Source organism: Bartonella rochalimae ATCC BAA-1498, from assembly GCF_000706645.1.
Taxonomy (GTDB): Bacteria; Pseudomonadota; Alphaproteobacteria; order Rhizobiales; family Rhizobiaceae; genus Bartonella; species Bartonella rochalimae.
Genome location: NZ_KL407338.1, coordinates 235,966 through 253,464, shown reverse-complemented (window position 1 = coordinate 253,464; position 17,499 = coordinate 235,966). Strand labels below are relative to the sequence as shown.

12 protein-coding genes are annotated in these 17,499 nt (G+C 36.4%); 2 read left to right on the top strand and 10 right to left on the bottom strand.

Going from position 1 to position 17,499, the window contains the following annotated elements; genetic code table 11:
• Positions 1–15 precede the first annotated feature (15 nt).
• From O99_RS05840 to fliF, 10 genes are all read right to left on the bottom strand, one after another.
• The gene (locus tag O99_RS05840; protein ID WP_035007163.1) at positions 16–1,098 is read right to left on the bottom strand and encodes a flagellar hook-associated family protein; all 1,083 of its coding nucleotides are present in this window, start codon (positions 1,096–1,098) and stop codon (positions 16–18) included.
• Positions 1,099–1,105: 7 nt separating this feature from the next.
• Positions 1,106–2,476 (bottom strand): flagellar hook-associated protein FlgK, encoded by a 1,371-nt coding sequence (flgK, locus tag O99_RS05835; protein ID WP_035007160.1) that lies wholly within the window; start codon positions 2,474–2,476, stop codon positions 1,106–1,108.
• A 30-nt stretch (positions 2,477–2,506) separates the two neighbouring features.
• The gene (locus O99_RS05830; RefSeq protein WP_035007157.1) at positions 2,507–3,715 is read right to left on the bottom strand and encodes a flagellar hook protein FlgE; all 1,209 of its coding nucleotides are present in this window, start codon (positions 3,713–3,715) and stop codon (positions 2,507–2,509) included.
• Positions 3,716–3,916: 201 nt separating this feature from the next.
• Positions 3,917–4,612 carry a response regulator transcription factor gene (locus O99_RS05825; RefSeq protein WP_035007156.1) on the bottom strand — a complete coding sequence of 232 codons (696 nt, stop codon included), beginning with the start codon at positions 4,610–4,612 and terminating at the stop codon, positions 3,917–3,919.
• Between the two features lie 263 nt (positions 4,613–4,875).
• Entirely contained in the window at positions 4,876–5,352 is a 477-nt protein-coding gene (locus tag O99_RS05820; protein WP_235692234.1) for a transglycosylase SLT domain-containing protein, read from the bottom strand.
• Positions 5,353–5,401: 49 nt separating this feature from the next.
• A complete protein-coding gene (fliK, locus tag O99_RS05815) occupies positions 5,402–6,664 on the bottom strand; it encodes a flagellar hook-length control protein FliK (RefSeq protein ID WP_035007154.1) in 1,263 nt (420 codons plus the stop codon).
• The gene (locus O99_RS05810; protein WP_051668884.1) at positions 6,648–7,988 is read right to left on the bottom strand and encodes a chemotaxis protein; all 1,341 of its coding nucleotides are present in this window, start codon (positions 7,986–7,988) and stop codon (positions 6,648–6,650) included. The genes fliK and O99_RS05810 overlap by 17 nt, the downstream gene beginning before the upstream one ends.
• Positions 7,989–7,990: 2 nt before the next feature.
• The gene (locus O99_RS05805; protein WP_035007151.1) at positions 7,991–9,145 is read right to left on the bottom strand and encodes a flagellar motor protein MotB; all 1,155 of its coding nucleotides are present in this window, start codon (positions 9,143–9,145) and stop codon (positions 7,991–7,993) included.
• A complete protein-coding gene (locus O99_RS05800) occupies positions 9,142–9,897 on the bottom strand; it encodes a hypothetical protein (RefSeq protein WP_035007149.1) in 756 nt (251 codons plus the stop codon). Before O99_RS05800 ends, O99_RS05805 begins: the two co-directional genes overlap by 4 nt.
• A 21-nt stretch (positions 9,898–9,918) precedes the next feature.
• Complete coding sequence (gene fliF / locus O99_RS05795; RefSeq protein ID WP_035007148.1) at positions 9,919–11,583, bottom strand: flagellar basal-body MS-ring/collar protein FliF; 1,665 nt, start codon at positions 11,581–11,583, stop codon at positions 9,919–9,921.
• Positions 11,584–11,952: 369 nt separating this feature from the next.
• Here fliF and O99_RS05790 point away from each other — a divergent pair, with 369 nt between their 5' ends.
• Positions 11,953–13,740 (top strand): autotransporter outer membrane beta-barrel domain-containing protein, encoded by a 1,788-nt coding sequence (locus O99_RS05790; RefSeq protein ID WP_051668874.1) that lies wholly within the window; start codon positions 11,953–11,955, stop codon positions 13,738–13,740.
• Between the two features lie 503 nt (positions 13,741–14,243).
• Positions 14,244–17,294: an autotransporter family protein gene (locus tag O99_RS05785; protein ID WP_035007147.1), complete on the top strand. Its 3,051-nt coding sequence runs from the start codon at positions 14,244–14,246 to the stop codon at positions 17,292–17,294.
• The last annotated feature ends 205 nt before the right edge of the window (positions 17,295–17,499 follow it).

The following is a 17,499-nucleotide window of genomic DNA, read 5'->3' as shown; positions in this document are numbered from 1 at the left end:
AACAGCTAAACCTCTTTATTTTAAATAATTAATAAGACTTAATCGCCTTATCATATCTGTCAAAGTATAAGAAGCCTCTAACATAGCCTCCAAAGCTTTGACTTTTTGAGCGACCTCTGCCGCATCGACACCAATCATATCAATTTGTGCTCCTTTAAGAAGGCCTACTTGAGTTTCAATTTGGTGCGTAGCCGCTTTAACCCTTGTTTCTGTACTTCCTACTCTAGAAGCTGTTGCAGTAATTTCATCCACAACACTACTTGTAGATGTATTGTCAGCAGACACTCGCGCTCTTGAAAAAAGACTTTCTTGTGCTTCTTTTGATAAACCGATATCACCAAATTCTGCGACTAAAATCAGATTTTTCATAGCATCGCGAAAACCTTTATCATTAGCACTTACTGCAACATCTACCTTATCACCATTGGGTGCAATATGCTTCTCAGTAGAACCATCCTTAGCATTTGAAAAAAATTCCTTAAAATTCTCTTCATTAAATAAATCACTAAAAGGCCCATCAATAAATTCTTCCATCTCTTCACTGGTGAGATCTTCTGGTTTTCTGCCATTTAGAAAATTCTCAAACGCTTCGTGCACAATTTTACTGGGACCCGTTTCACCACATACTTTATAAAACTTTAACGGTGGTTCACTCGTATTTGTCCCACCAAATATATATTCACCATTAAAATTAGTATTTAAAGCTGAAATAAATGCACTCAAAGCATTTTGGGCAACAGCTTGCGCTGCAGATGGTGCCGCATTTCCTGCATCACCGACAAGCATATTATTAAAAACAACCAATGACCCTGGCGTTGATTCTTTATCACCTGACGCAATTAAACTTTGAATCGCAGCCTGCACAGAAGATAATCTCAATGAAAGAAGTTTATTGCTTGTACTATAACCTTCGAGATAACTCATCTGATTCTCAATATCCATTAAGCGTCCTGTTTTACGCCCCAATGTAAGACCTGGATCATACACCTGTCCAGTAGCCATTTCATAGCCAGCCTTCATCAAATCAGACTTCCCCTCAGAAATTAGATTACGCCTTGCATTGTTTAAAACATATGTCGAAATTGAAGGAACTCTCACTTTACACCTACCTAACTGCTGCTAGAAGATCATCTAGCATTTTACCAACCGTACTAATAATACGAGAGGTTGCTCCATATGTCTGCTCTAATTGCAACATCAAGGCTAATTCATCATCTGTATTGACACCCGTTGCATTGGATAATGCCTCAGCAGCATGCAAAAACATTGTGCCTTTATATCTAGCTTCTTTATCTGCGTTTGACCGCAAACCTTGAAGCCAGCCTACTGAGTTTTTACCAAAATCCATAATTGACTGCTCTAGATCCAAACCTGTACCCGTTCCAAATTTTTGTTTCTCATTAAAAGAATCTACTAATTCTTGAAGTTTATCACCAAAATGTTCTGGACCACCACCTTCTGTTTTGCTGTCAAATATAGGATTAAGTTGTATCCTTCCTGCTAAACCCTCAAGAGCACCGATCTGACCACTAGGCTGCTCTCCATCTAAAAATAAAGAAGGAGGACCAGGAAACATCTGCATCAAAGCATTTGCTATTTCGTCTAACTGCTTTTGATATTGTGGTATAATATCATCACGTAGCTTCAATAAACCACCGAGATTACCACCTCCATTAGGATCAATAAAGGATGAATGACCTAAAGGGACACCATCAATGAAAATCTGTTTTCCAGAAATACCAGATGGCAAAGAAGTGCTGAATTGAAATGATACTGTCCGTGGCATTTTATCGTATAAAGTACTGCCATCCATACCATAAATGGACATTGTTCCATCAGAATGATTAACTGTATTGATACCGATTTCTTGAGACAACTCTTTTAAAATAGCATCTCTTTGATCCATATAAACACTATCATCCCGATTTGCATTTCTCTCCCGCGCTACCAACTGATCAAGCTCATGAAATTTTTGCAATAAATCATTAATGTAATCAACAGAATCTTGAATATCACTATTCACATCATTATATGACTTTTCAATTTCACGACTTCCTGCATTCAACCCTTTGGCTAAATCACGAGCACGATCGACTGCTGCATCTCCATTAGAACGCTGTTGTGGATCATTCGCATACAATTGAAGTGCTTTTTGAAATTCACCAAGCAATTTAGAAGGTGAATTTGAAAATCGATCCGATCCATAAATATCAGATAAACGATTCAGCCCATTAGAAAGACTGCCAGCAGCAGCAGCCTCGCTTGCTTTAACCAAATAATTATTCAATAAATGGATATCACCATCACGACGTACAACAACATGAACCGCTCCCCCCGGCCCCGATTCTAAATATGAAGTGCGACGCGTATAATTCGGATCTCCTGCTTTTACAACATTACGCGAAACAGTATCAAGTCGACCTGTAGTCGCTTTTAACGAGTTTCGGGCTGAATTAAGTGCTAAGTTAAGCGACATAATCTTATCCCCTTTTTGATTGTGTTTACATTATCGTTTCAAATTAACAATAACATCCATCAACTCCGAACCCGTCTGAAATACTTTGGAATTCGCTGTATAATTCCGTTGCGCCTCAATCATATCTGTCAGTTCATCGCCCATATCAACGTTTGAATCCTCCAAATAACCAGAAGATAGAGTACCAAAGACACCATCACCAGGACGCCCCATCATTTGAGGCCCCGTCTGACTATTAGTTTCAAAAACAGTCCCACCTAAAAAAGTCAAACTGTCTGGTGAAGCCACAGTCGTAACACCTATATACCCAATTGTCCGCGTTTTTTGATTGGAATACATAACCTCAATTTCACCATTTTTACCAAAGGTGAAACCATCAAAGGCACCCGACTCCATACCATCTGCTTCCCCTTCAAAAGCAAATAAATTGCCCTTTTGGGTCACCAGGGAATCTGCCCCCACCCCGCCAAAATTAACATTGACCTCAAAAGTATTCCCCTCACTATCTGGCAATGTTAACTTAAATTCTTTTGTAGGCGCTATAAGATTTCCTTCTTTATCAAAGTTAAACTCTGTAGAACCAACTTTTTTCCCGTCAGAATAAGCATCAACAACCCACTTATTTTCAGCAGTTTTTCTCATATAGAAATCAACCTGAACCTTTTTACCTTGACTGTCATAAGTCGTCATTGATTTTTTCTGACTATAAGTTTCAGGTTTCTCAGGATCAATTTTACCATCCTTCGGCTCAACAACCTTTGCACTCGGATTAAAGTTTACTTTAAAATCAATTTTCGTCGTCGCTTCAGGGCCGAATAAATCAGTTGGACCGCCTTTAATTTGAATCTTTTCTCCATCTTCATTTAAAAGATAATATCCTGCAGTATTGCGAAGATACCCATCTTTATCGCGTACAAAAGACCCTGCACGCGTTAAAAATTCTTTTCCATTTTCATCTGCTACACGAAAAAAACCATTTCCGTGAATCATTGTATCACCAGAACGACCTGTTGCACGCGCTGGACCACCAATCGAAATATCATGACCAATATGACTCTTCACTCCGCCAGAAACGTAAGCATATTGTCCTGAAGGCGTTACATAATTAGAAAACTGGACATTCGTACGTTTATATCCAATTGTACCAGCATTAGCGACATTGTCAGCTACACCAGAAAGCCGCGTTCCTTGAGCGTTCATACCAGAAACACCAGTACGCATCATTCCGTAAATACCCATATCATCTCCTATGATCTTTAGCTTATAACACTACTATAAATAAACTTCCTTGTGTGAAGCTTTTGCTTAAATGTTTTTACAAAAATAAATTATATGATCATAAAAAAAACATAATTTGTTTTTAGTGGGTTTGTATTGGTTTTGAATTAGAGTGTTAATATTAGGTGTTTTATTTTAAAAGTGGAGGAATTATATACAAATTTAATCTAATTGATTTTTAATTTGTAAGCTGTAACCAAGGAATCTTTTCGAATCTATAATGTCGTAGTTGAGTTTTGCTTTTAGTTTCTTGCGAAGTTTACTAATGTGGCTTTCTACAACGTTCTCTTCTATTGTTTCATCAAAGATTCCGTATACCGCATTGAATATTTGTGTTTTATTAACACGTTTTCCTGCGTTTGCTATTAAGTATTCGAGAATACGGCGTTCCCTGCGTGGAAGAGGTAGATTTACTCCATTGATTTGTGGGTCACGTCCATCATTGAAGACGCTAATAGGGCCAACTTCGACTGCGGTATTTGCTCCTCGTATATCATTTCCAATTCGTCTGCGGATAGCAGCGATTCGCGCTAGAATTTCGCGGACGTGGATTGGTTTGCGGATTACATCATCGATACCTGATTGAAAAAGTTCTATTGTATGATCCAAAATGTTTGTTTCTGTTAGAGCTAAAATTGGAGTCGAGCTGTAATTTCGAATTTTTTTTGGTAATTCGATTTGGTTTTCACATTTTCCTAAAAGAACTGCTTCAAGTGAAGATATCTCATTATGTGAAGCTGTTGAAATCCACTGACTAAAATCTGAAGGGGCTAAGCCTGTTGCAGCAACTCCTTCGCGAGAAAATAAGGTAGCATAGCCATCTGTTACCAATTTACGGTCATCTACTACAACAATCATAAGCACTCACTCAGCAATTTAGAACTAAAATTTAAAATGTATACGCAGGAAATCTACATATTGCTAAATTTATACAACTTTAATTTTTAAAAACACAAGTTATTTTTACGATTTATTATCTATAAAGACGCGATTACTATTTTTGGTTGTGTTTTTTGACACAAAAAAACAACTATAGATTGTTACAAAAATTAATATCATCTCAAAATGAAACAAATTTTCATTTTTTTATCAAAATAATTTACTATTTTTGTCATAATGATTCATAAGGCTCCTTTACAAAAAGCTTGAGAATTAGGAGTCCATCGACCAAAACCGCTAGCAATCATGTTACGCATAACACGACACACATAGCCCTTTTGAGCTGGATCATTATTAGGCCCTGCATGGTAGCGTGCAACTGCCATAGTCCAGCTGCCTTCTTTTTCGTATAATTTTTTTAAAAAACGCGCAGCATAATCAACATTAAGACGAGGTTTTAACATTTCTACAACAGAAAAAAAATTCTTACCGTGGTAATAATGATTAATTTGCATACAACCTACATCAATGAATTTAGCTCCAGAGCGTTTAGCATTTTTAAAGATATGTAAAGCTTCCGCTTGGTTTTTTGCAAAAACAGCCTTGCCATCAATATTTAATGCATAAGGTTGGAGCGATTCTTTATGGCCTGTTTCTGTTAGCCCAACTGCATATAAGATACCTAATGGTACATTATAGCGCTTAGAAGCCGTAATCATTTCTGCTTCACAAACATTCTCAGCTACCGCGTAATTCAATACTATAATGCTAGACGACCAACCGATAAGAAATGCGTGAAGAAATATCTTCAAAAGGAATATCCAAAAATGTTGCATCTGATAACGGAAATTGCTTGAAAAATTGCTTTGATTCATTTTTTCCATTCTGTTCATTATCACCAAACGCTTGACGTTGACCATTAAAATGCTGTCCACTATTATCTTGCTCTAATCTTTGCTCCATTTGCAAAGATTGATTTTGTTGAATAACTTGAGAACTTTTATCTACAATACTAATTAATAAATGACCACTATCATGAACATGTGCCTTTTCTAAAACATATGATAACATCTGCTGATTGCTGATTAAAAGGCGCGCTGTTTCGCGATGTTGAGTACATAATTCAATATGAAGCCCTTGCGCAGTCATTCTCACTTTAGCATCAACTGTCCCAAGCTCCACAGGTGTAAGTTTTAAATGCAAAATCCTTACATCCCCAACTTTTTTATTACACGTAATATCAACACCACTTAACTGCATCATAAAATCAGGTTTTTCTTCTTGAAGAATAAGCCTATTGCCTATTTCTAAATTCTTGAGAGATTGAGTTCTTTCTATCTCCATCCCCACACGTAGTGTCAAGGATTCACTTTCATGTGCAAAATTTTGTATACTATACTGTGGCATTTTTGGGTGTGTGAGAAAATGTTTGTCAACTGCTTTAATTTGAACCTTGTCTTCAATAGCACATTCTTTTTGAATATCTGCAACCCACTGATTTTGTACATCACCATTTATAGAAGCTGTAATGCTCCCATGTTTTACATGTTCACTAATTTTTTCTCCAATTTTTTCTTGCTTTACAAACCTCTGTGCCAAATAAAGTGGATTCAAAAAATTTTGAAAAGACATATTTTCTTTATTACCAAGATAACCATGCTTGGCTTTTTGCAATTTTTTCTCAAAAGCTTTAATTACATTTTGTTCCACAATTTCTTCTGATATTTCCGACTCTATAACTTTAGCTAAAGGATCCTGTCCTTTATTTAAATACTCTGCACCCTCATCTAGAATTGTCTGTTTTACGGATTCTTCTAAAGCTTCTTTCACCCTATGTATAAGCGAAGAATCTTCATGAAAATTTTTATCTTGCTCAAATTTACTTTGTTTAAGTAACGTATCAAATGTTTTAGGTAATTGATTATCCGCACAATCTTCTGATTGAACTGCAACTTTATCTGCTGTAGTTTTATTTATTGTAGCCATTTGTACAGAAAGAAAACCGCACAATCCATCAGCGCTTATCATCATTTTTGTATCCTAATAATTGGTCGATTTCATTTATCTTTTCTTGTGTATGTTGAATAAATTGCTTCATTTCTGCTTCTATAAGAGATGCTGTATTTTTTTGTTTATCATCTTTTTCTAAGGTTAACTTCAATTCTTTATGACTTTGCGGTTGTGATGCAATTTGTGTGTTTTTCTCTTTCAGAACATCCAATGGAAAAGAAACGACTCTTTGCGCAACAGCTTGTGCAGCAATAAATAAAAAACGATCTTTCTCTGATAAATCTTTGTAGATGATATTTTGTATCATCTGTAGAGCTTCTTGTGCAGCGATTGAACCAGAAAGACTCATAGCGTAATACAAACGCACAGATGTATCATCTACACCGATTTCATGTGCTAATGTCAAAGCTTTCTGAGCACTGAGTTTTGCTTTTTCCATACGTGCATCAATTAACGCAGCACGGCTCACTGCCATATATGCCATAAACTGCACCTTTGTCGGTGCATAAGCAAGCAATGCTTCCAATTGATCAATACTTAATTTTTCATCAAGCCGCAATACAGCAGGAATAAACTCATGCCAAAAGTCATAAGCATAAGGTGATTTCCAAAAACGATGCACATAATGACGAATTAATAAAGCCAAAAGATCTATCTCACCAAGCATTGATGCAACTTTTAATTCTCGACGAATAGCACCCTCTTCAAATAAAGTTCCCGGAGCAAAAAGCCTTACTTGATCTAATTGTTTCAAAGCTAAAGCAGGATCTTTTTCTATGATATTAACAACCGTAGAAAGTACAACAGACGCAAATAAAGCAGGAGGAATAGATCGAATATCTTCTTCAGTTAATTGTGTATATGTCTTTAAAAAAGTAGTTTTTTTATGAGATGCATAAGCCAAAGCACCATCCATTACATTCTCTGAAATCACTCCCTTTCCATATTTCTCTAAAATGCTTTGCACTACTCGAGGATTTCCACCATTAAAAAGATAAATCAATAAAGCATAAAGATTGTTCTTATCTTTCCAAACACTAGCATCAAAAGTTAAAAATTTATCGCCAATTTCTCCCAAAAGTTGCAGTTGTTTTTGCAGTTCTTCCTCTTGTCCTGATATAATTTTATCTTGTAAATTTTGTAAAGAACGCACAAGATGTACTGGCTCAGAGACAATAGTTTTTGATAACATAGAGGGCTCTTTAATTTCACGCTCTACCTGTGCGACAAAAATGTCCTGAGAATCTCTTTCTATCTTTTGTAAAAAAGCTCTACCCTCTTGTATAAAAATTCCTTGAATAAAGACCACAAAAGATAAAAAATAGACAGAGTATGCCTTTTTCATAATCATGGTGTTTTTTCCTTTTCAAGAACTGACTTGTCTTGTATAATCTTTTGCGAAGAAGACTTCTCTACTGTCGATTTTTCCTGTACTTCTTCAGTCTTTGGATCTCGTATAAAAATAGATATACGCCGGTTTTCAGCGGCATATGGATCCTTTTTATTTTTCAAATCCCGATCTGCATAACCTTCAACACGCAAAATTCGTTTCTCATCAAAGCCACCACGCACCAACATATAATAAGCCATCTGTGCACGTGCTGTTGAAAGTTGCCAATTATCATAAACAGCACTACGATAAGCACGTGCATCAGTATGCCCACTAATCACGACATCTCCTTGATATTTCGCAATAATTCCTGCCATACTACTAATTAAATCAATAGTCCGCGCTGTTGGAACAGATAAGCCAACTTTAAACATTTCATATTTTGGCTGATCCATTAATTCAATCATAACGCCTTCTTTAATCGGCTTCACATGAGCCAATATATTGCTGTTTTCCCCCTCTATAAAATCCGTTAATTCTTGTGCAAGAGCACGAGAATTCTCAGAAGAATTATTTTCTTGTATAGATTCTTTTACCAACGTTTTTTGCTTTTGGTCTTTTCTTTTTTGAGAAAAATCAATATTTTCTCTCCAATAATGCGGAGAAAAAGGATCATGATGCTCTGTTCCTAGTTGTAAATTTTCTTGAGAATCACCAACTCCCTGCCCTACAAGATCCCCTTTTTCAAACTGCTGCTCGGAAGGATTTTTTGCGTGGTGTTCTGATTGAACAATTTTTTCCAATCCAGGATAAGGATTATGCATTAACTCTGCTTCCTCCATAGCATTTGACTTTTCTGACTGATCATCATCTCTACGCTCTTGATCAAGAGAACTTTTTTTATCTTGTTCAATATCTTTGTGTTGAATACCCCGATTACTTGTTTGGGGATCTACAAGTTTGATTGGATTAAAATAGTTTGCGATGGCTTCCTTTGTCTCATCATCCTGGACGTTAACAAGCCACAAGACGAGAAAAAGCGCCATCATTGCTGTCATAAAATCAGCATAAGCAATTTTCCAAACACCACCATGATGATCATCATGATCTCCATGTTGCCCACGACGAACAATAATAATTTCAGAAGAAGATTGTTGGTCTTCAGATTTCATTGTATCAACTCCTTCAACGTCGTCAGCAATGGAGTAAGCTGTGTAGCAATAACCATTTCACCACGATGTAAACGTAACTCTGTACTTTTGGTCGGTTGAAATTCAAATTGAGATGAATCAAAATCACGCTGTTTTTTGAGCTGTTCAAATAATTTTTCATTCCCCTCAAGAACTAAAGGTTTCCCTGCAGAAAGAGCCTGATCTAATATTTTTGTAGCAAATTCCTGAAGTGCTTCTTCTGTAATTTTTTCACCAATAAATACGGAAAGAACCTGTGCAATCTCTCGAGAAATTTCTTGACGCAAATCAGAAAATTCTTTTGTTAATTGACGCTGTACATTGGCTCCTAGCGATTCAACCATACTTTGTTTAGCCGCTTCAATAGCTTTTGCATGCTCTTCTTCCAAACATTTCTTTTCTTCTTCAAACTGTTTTTGCAATTTTTCTGTTACCTCTTGCACAGCTTGATCAAAAGCTTCCTTTCGAGCTACTTCAACATCAACAACCCCTTCAGAAGGGAAAGATAATATTTCTTCCATATATTCTTCTGAAGGTTTAGTATCAGATAATGAACAGTCTTTCTGCTTCTCATTATTATACATGAGTTCGCTTTCATCATCAGAAGGCAAAACCTCTATATCTTCAGCAGAAATGTAGCGGGATGAAAAATCACTCAGAAAAGAAGATAAGGGAAGACTTACCTGTTTTTCAAATTTTCCACCTGTTTGTTCCATTCTATTTATCACTTCCATTTAACGTTTCACTTTACAAATCTATACAGCCACAGTTGTGTCAGTATCATGGACCCATTCACGCAAAACTCCAGCAAAACGTTCTTCATCCATTGCAATCATTTGCTCAAGACGATTCTGTGGTGGAACACGCATACGATTGCGTAAATTGTGAAGTGTATCATTATTTGTGCCTGTAACGCCACCAAATTCTGCATTATCTTGATATTGGTGTTCTAAAGCAGGTATATTTCCAAGACCAGCTACAGCATTTTCACTATTTTCAAGTGCCTTTTTTCCTTCCCGCATTTCCCGCATCAAAGGACGTACCCCTAAGAATAAAATCAAGAAAACAGCAATTACTAAAGCAACTCCATTGATCAAACCAGATGTATAACGTGACAATGATTTCCAAAGAGGCTCTTGAACAGGTGCCATATCAGCCTCAGAATTACCAACGAAATCGACGGCTGTAACATTAATGATATCTCCGCGTTTTGGATCAAGTCCCGCCGCCGTTGCCACCATCTGCTGAATACGATTTACTTCATCATTAAGAGCATTTTCAGAGGTTGGTTTTGTACCATCTGGAAGAACCAAACGCGCACGATCTACCACGATAGCAACAGCTAATTTCTTCACACTATAACCATCACTAACTGTAGAAATAGTCTTAGAGTTAATTTCATAATTAGTAATCTCTTCACGGCGATCTTTTTTATCGGTTGATCTTTCTCCACCACCATTAGCAATTTCTTCTTGCGGAATATTTTGTTCTACGCCGACAGCATCACTATTACGGTTATTTTGGCTATCAGCTTGATCACGCACGGAACGCACGGAACGCACAACCTGTGACTCTGGATCAAAAACGGTCTCATTTGTCTGACGACGATCTGTATCTAAAACAACTTGTACACTAGTTTGAAAATGATCAAGACCAAGATAAGGAACCAATTGTTTACGAATATTCGCATCAATTTGCGAAGCAACCTGTTGCTCAAGAGATGCCATCATCATCGAAGCTCCATTCATTGCATCCACTCCAGATGCAAGCAACTGTCCACGTGTGTCCATTACTGTCACTGAGCTTGCTTCAAGTGAAGGAACAGCTGCCGCTACTAATTGACGAATAGACTGAGCAAATTCAACTGCAAAACCACTATTAGTGCGAATTACAACAGAAGCAGTAGGCTTCTGGTTAGCCTTACGAAATGATCCTTTATCTGGTAAAACAATATGGACACGTGCTGCCTTTACACCTTGTACAGCTTGAATCGTCCGTGCGATTTCACCTTCTAAAGCACGTTGGCGTGTAATTTCTTGCATAAAAGACGTAAGCCCTAAAGATCCCATATTATCGAACAATTCATATCCAGCATTATTTGATGTTGGTAGTCCTTTTTCGGCAAGGAACATTCGTGCTTGCTCTGCTTGCCCCACAGGAACCTGAACAGTACTACCATCAGAAGAAACATCAAAAGCAATCCCTGCTTCACCCAACGCCATTCCCATTCGATTCACATCATCACGTGAAAGACCAACATAAAGTATTTCATAAATAGGACGCGTTAAATAAAAGCTAGAAAACAAAATTGTTCCAAACAAAGTTAATCCAACCATACCAAGCGCAATAAGGCGCTTTACTCCTAGTTTATGAAGCGCATTTCCAGAAGAAGAAAGAAAAGCCAAAAATTTATCAAGCATAGATTTGCACCATTATTATTGAAAAGACAATCTCGCGTAAAACAAAGAAAACAGCTGTTAAACAACTGTTTTCCTACTCCTACTGCTTAAATCATAAAAAACAAAACTTGCGTGAAAATGATGCCTGTTTTTGATAGAAAACCCATGATATGCTTATATCATAGATTTATTTAAAGGTAATATTTCGCTATCATGCCATCTTTATCTATTCTAAATAACACATAATAATACTGTGCATAATACAATAATACTGTGCATAATACATTGCGCCATCATGTAGACATATTCTTGCCATATAATCGCTGGTAATCGCCGGTAATCGCTGGTAATTTTATTGAAAATCGTAAACTTTTTTAGAGGTCCTTCAGAATGTACAAAAATTACCTATTGCGGTATACACTCATAAGTACTGTATTCTTTCATTTTTTAAGTGGTAATTCTTTATATGCTGCTTCACAGAGTGGTTCCATACCTACAGAAAATGAGAACACAGCCCTTAATCTGAATAATGGTACAGTATGGACACTCAAAATTAATAAAAGGGAAACAGAGGGAGAAGAGCAAAATGCAAATCAGGATTTACCTGTTACTGATCAACTACGCTCCACTTTTTCTACCATTAATCTCAATGACAGTACCATTATTTTTGACAAACCAACAGATGATCAATATCAGATATTATATGTAGGCCCCTTACCAGCTACAGAGCGAAATGAAGAGAGAAGTGTATCTCAACAAAGTACGCCTTCCTTATCAAAAGTCTATAATGCAACAGGCAATGCAAAAATTCACTTCAATACAAAATATAGTAGCGCGCTTGCAATAAGAGATCAAGAAACAGACCAACTTGTAATTAATGGTAATGTTTCAGGAACAACGACAATTTATGTCAACAGTATCAAGGGAAAGAAGAAACCAAAAAGTGCTCCTATTCCTGATAGAAGTGGTACCCCACTTATCTATAATAAAAGTGGTATCTCACTCATCCAAGTTTCTGGAATAGCAAATAAAGACTCCTTTAAATTGGCAAATGGCTATACCACAATAAATAATTATCCTTATAAATATATTCTTATTGCCTATGCTCCTGAGCATTCTCGTCATAACCATAATCAAAGTATGTTTGCTCTATATCAGCCATATTGGGATTTCCGTTTGCGAAATGCCTATCTTGACCCTAAATCAAAGGTGAAAGCTCTGGTCCCACAAATGGCCAGTTATTTGGTGATGCCAAATGTTTTATTCTCTGCTGGTTTCTCTGATATCAATCAGCAAAATGCATCCTTATCCAATCTCCGGGCTATGTCATTGGAAAATGATAACAATAAGAAAAATGCTTTCTTCTTATCTTCTTATGGCAATACAGCAACTTTATCATCCAAACATACTGCTATGGAATATGGTTATGGAGCTGATCTTCGCTACAGTGCTCTACAATTAGGGGTCGCGTTAGGTGTTCTGGAAAATCAAAATACCACAACAAATTTCGGCTTGTTAGGCTCTTATGGACAAGTATCTTTCACTCCAAAAGACATGGAAGGCGCTGCCAAGAGTACACTTGATAAGTGGTCAATTTCAGCTTTCGGTAGTATACATCATCGGAATGGCTTGTACCTTGATACACTCTTTTCCTATGGCGTTGTGAAAGGAAACATTAAAGTTGCTGATATTGGTAACATTGCAAAATTGGATGACGTCAACACATTGAGCGCCTCTGCAACTATTGGTCAACAATTTGCAACTGGTGTTGAAGGGTTAGTCTTTGAACCACAAGCACAACTTGCTTATCAGCGCTTGATATTTGATAATATTTCAGATGGTAATAATCTTGAAATCGATATGAATGATCCTAACCGATGGTTGGTTCGTATTGGTGGACGTTTAAACAAAACTGTCACCGCAGCAGAAAACGCTCATATTATTTCTTTTTATGGAAAACTAAATGTGATCAAAACTTTTGCTGATAGAAATACAATACAAGTTATCGATAATTTCAATCTTGATTCTATGGGAGCTTCTGTTGAAGGTGGGGTAGGAATTAATGCGCAATTGAGTAAAAAGATTGGACTGTATGGCGATGTCAGCCACCAACACAAACTTCAAAAAGCAGGTATATCAGCAACCTCTCTCTCAGGTGGAATACGTTACCGTTTCTAAAACAATACTGATATTAGTTTCAATAAAAAGGGCAGTATAAAATACTGCCCTTTTTATTTTATTTCGCTTCCCTCTTTTTAAAAGAGGCCCAAATATTAAGTCTCCATTATATTTTATTTCTTTGATTAGTTATTCTTAACTATATCCATCATTTTTATAAAAATAGAAAACTTATCAGTATTTTAAATTGAGCTTATAATAATCCTCTATACTAGAAAGATTAAAGATAATATTATGTTATTGTTTTAGCATTCATTTTAAATATAAATATGAAAAATGAGCTCTTTATTAAAAGAATAATTTAATACATTATGTATTGTTAATAATAATATATAATACATTATGTATATAAATAATAAATATTATTTATCTTTAATATAAAATAATTTTTATCTTTACATATAAGGAAAAATAATTTACTTCATCCAATAGGAATTATCGATTCAATATCCTTCTTATAAGCGGGGGGGATATTTTGGGTTTTATAAGTTAGGACAATCTTTATGTGTAAAAATTATCTTCTATCATGTACAGCTGCGGCTGCTATAATTTTGTTTGGTGCTCATTTTAATGTTGCTGCTGCAGCTGATGATGAGAAAAGCATCTCTATAATTAATGGCGCCTTTAGGGATGCCGGTAAAGGCAAAACTTATGAAGCTTCGGAATTAGAAAAAAGTGCTCTTTACGTAGGTGATAAAAAAGAAGAAATTGACGGAGCTGAAGGTACTGGCGATAAAGATAGAAATGATGGAAAAACAGGTGGTACAATCACAGGTGAAGATTTAACACTAATTGGCAATGCTAAGAAACGAGGAACCGGCGCAACAGCTAGAGGGTCGAACAGTAAAATTATTCTAAAAGGCACAACAACTATTAAAGATCTTGATTTTGGTCTTTCTGCGGGTGATGGTGGTACAATCACAATGGAAAGTGGTACCATTGATGTCAGTGACACTGCCGTAAGAGTTAAAGGTAAAGATACAACTATTACACTAGGCGATGTAAAGATTACTTCAAAAACGACAGGTATTGATTTAACAGATGGAGCTAAATTCACGATGAAAGGTGGCTCTATTGAGGCCGATGAAACTGCTGTACAAGCTAAGGATAAAGGTACAACCGTTACATTAAGCGATGTGGACATTACTTCAAAAAAAGAAGGCCTTAGAATAGAAGAAGGTGCCGCAATTGTAGCAAATGGTGGTTCTATTACAATAAAAAAGGATGGCGTTTATGAGAATGCTCCTGGGAAAGCAGTTGTTGCTTCTGGAAAAGGGACTAGCGTTACATTAAATGATGTAGAAATCTCTTCAGATAACATTGGTATTGAAATAGAGGATAAAGCAATATTAAATATGACCGGCGGTTCTATTAAAGCAGAAAAAGACGGTGTTACTTTTGTAGACAGTAAAAATAATAAAAACAAACTAAAAGATACAAAAATTAGCGTTGTCAAAGGGTCTGGATTTAAAGCCAAAGGAAGCACAGTTTCTTTAGAAAATGTTTCCATTCAATCTAAAGAAGGCACTGGTCTTTCTGTATCTGGGAAAGAAGCAGTTGTTAAAATGACAGGTGGTACAATTGATGCGCACGAGGTTGCATTCGTTGTAGAAAACGGTGCAAAAATTGATATTTCCAATGTTTCTGCAACAGCTGCTAAAAATGGCCTAGAACTTAAAGATGAGAATGGTGATCAACAAAATAATGTTAATTTCACGAATACAAAACTTACCGTTGAAAAAGGTGTAGGTATTCTTGGAGACAAATCTGGAAAAGATGCTATCAAACTCAAAAATTCAGAAATACGTGCTGATCTTTTATTAAAATACACTTCTAAAGATGACAAGGAAGCATCTCTTACACTCGATGCAGATCATTCAATCTTAGAAGGTGGTGTTAGAACTGAAGATAAGGCTAAAACAGTCTTTAATCTGACCAATGGTACAGTATGGACGCTTAAAATCAGTAAAGAAGAAAAAGAAGAAGGTGCAGATGAAGATGGAGCATTGCTTGATATTTCTCAAAGATCACACTCTACTGTTTCTACGCTTAATCTCGATAACAGTGCCATTGTTTTTGACAAACCAACAGATGGTCAATATCAGATATTACATGTAGGACCAGCAATACCAGAAGTTGATCCAGCACAACCTGCTCTTCCAAACGATGCGAAAAAAGTCTATAATGCGAAAGGCGATGCAAAAATTTACTTCAACACTGAATGGAGTAGCGGACTTAAAACAAAAGATCAAAAAACAGATCGACTTGTAATTAATGGTGATGCTTCAGGAACAACGACAATCTATGTCAACAGTATCAAGGGAAAGAAGAAACCAGAAGAAAATGCTTCTGTTCCTGCAAATGAAAATGGTCTCTCACTCGTCCAAGTTTCTGGAGAAGCAAATAAAGACTCCTTTAAATTGGCAAATGGCTATACCACAATAAATAATTCTCCTTATAAATACACTCTTAATGCCTACGGTCCTGAGAATTCTAGTAAAAGTGAAAATCAAAGTCTGTTTGGTGATGGCCAATCATATTGGGATTTCCGTTTGCAAAATGCCTATCTTGACCCTAAATCAAAGGTGAAAGCTCTGGTCCCACAAATGGCCAGTTATTTGGTGATGCCAAATGTTTTATTCTCTGCTGGTTTCTCTGATATCAATCAGCAAAATGCATCCTTATCCAATCTCCGGGCTATGTCATTGGAAAATGATAACAATAAGAAAAATGCTTTCTTCTTATCTTCTTATGGCAATACAGCAACTTTATCATCCAAACATACTGCTATGGAATATGGTTATGGAGCTGATCTTCGCTACAGTGCTCTACAATTAGGGGTCGCGTTAGGTGTTCTGGAAAATCAAAATACCACAACAAATTTCGGCTTGTTAGGCTCTTATGGACAAGTATCTTTCACTCCAAAAGACATGGAAGGCGCTGCCAAGAGTACACTTGATAAGTGGTCAATTTCAGCTTTCGGTAGTATACATCATCGGAATGGCTTGTACCTTGATACACTCTTTTCCTATGGCGTTGTGAAAGGAAACATTAAAGTTGCTGATATTGGTAACATTGCAAAATTGGATGACGTCAACACATTGAGCGCCTCTGCAACTATTGGTCAACAATTTGCAACTGGTGTTGAAGGGTTAGTCTTTGAACCACAAGCACAACTTGCTTATCAGCGCTTGATGTTTGATAATATTTCAGATGGTAATGATCTTGAAATCGATATGAATAATCCTAACCAATGGTTGGTTCGTATTGGTGGACGTTTAACCAAAACTGTCACTGCAGCAGAAAACGGTCATATCATTTCCCTTTATGGAAAACTGAACATGATCAACGCTTTTGGTGATGGTGATACAATACAGGTTGCGGATAATTTCCATCTTGACCCTATGGGAACTTCTGTTGAAGGTGGTGTAGGAATTAATGCACAATTAAATAAAAAATTGGGATTGCATGGTGACGTCAGTCACCAACACAAACTTCAAAAAGCAGGTATATCAGCAACCTCTTTCTCAGGTGGAATACGTTACCGTTTCTAAAACAATACTGATATTAACTTCAACAAAAAGGGCAGTATAAATACTGCCCTTTTTTATAATAATTCTATTCACGAAACCTATATTCTCTTCATCCCCGAAAGCTCTCTTTCTATCCGCTTTTTCATCAAGAGATAAAAGCACTATTAAATGAATGCGGAAAGAAAGAGTATGAAATCATAAATGATCTTTATTATCAAAGTCTACC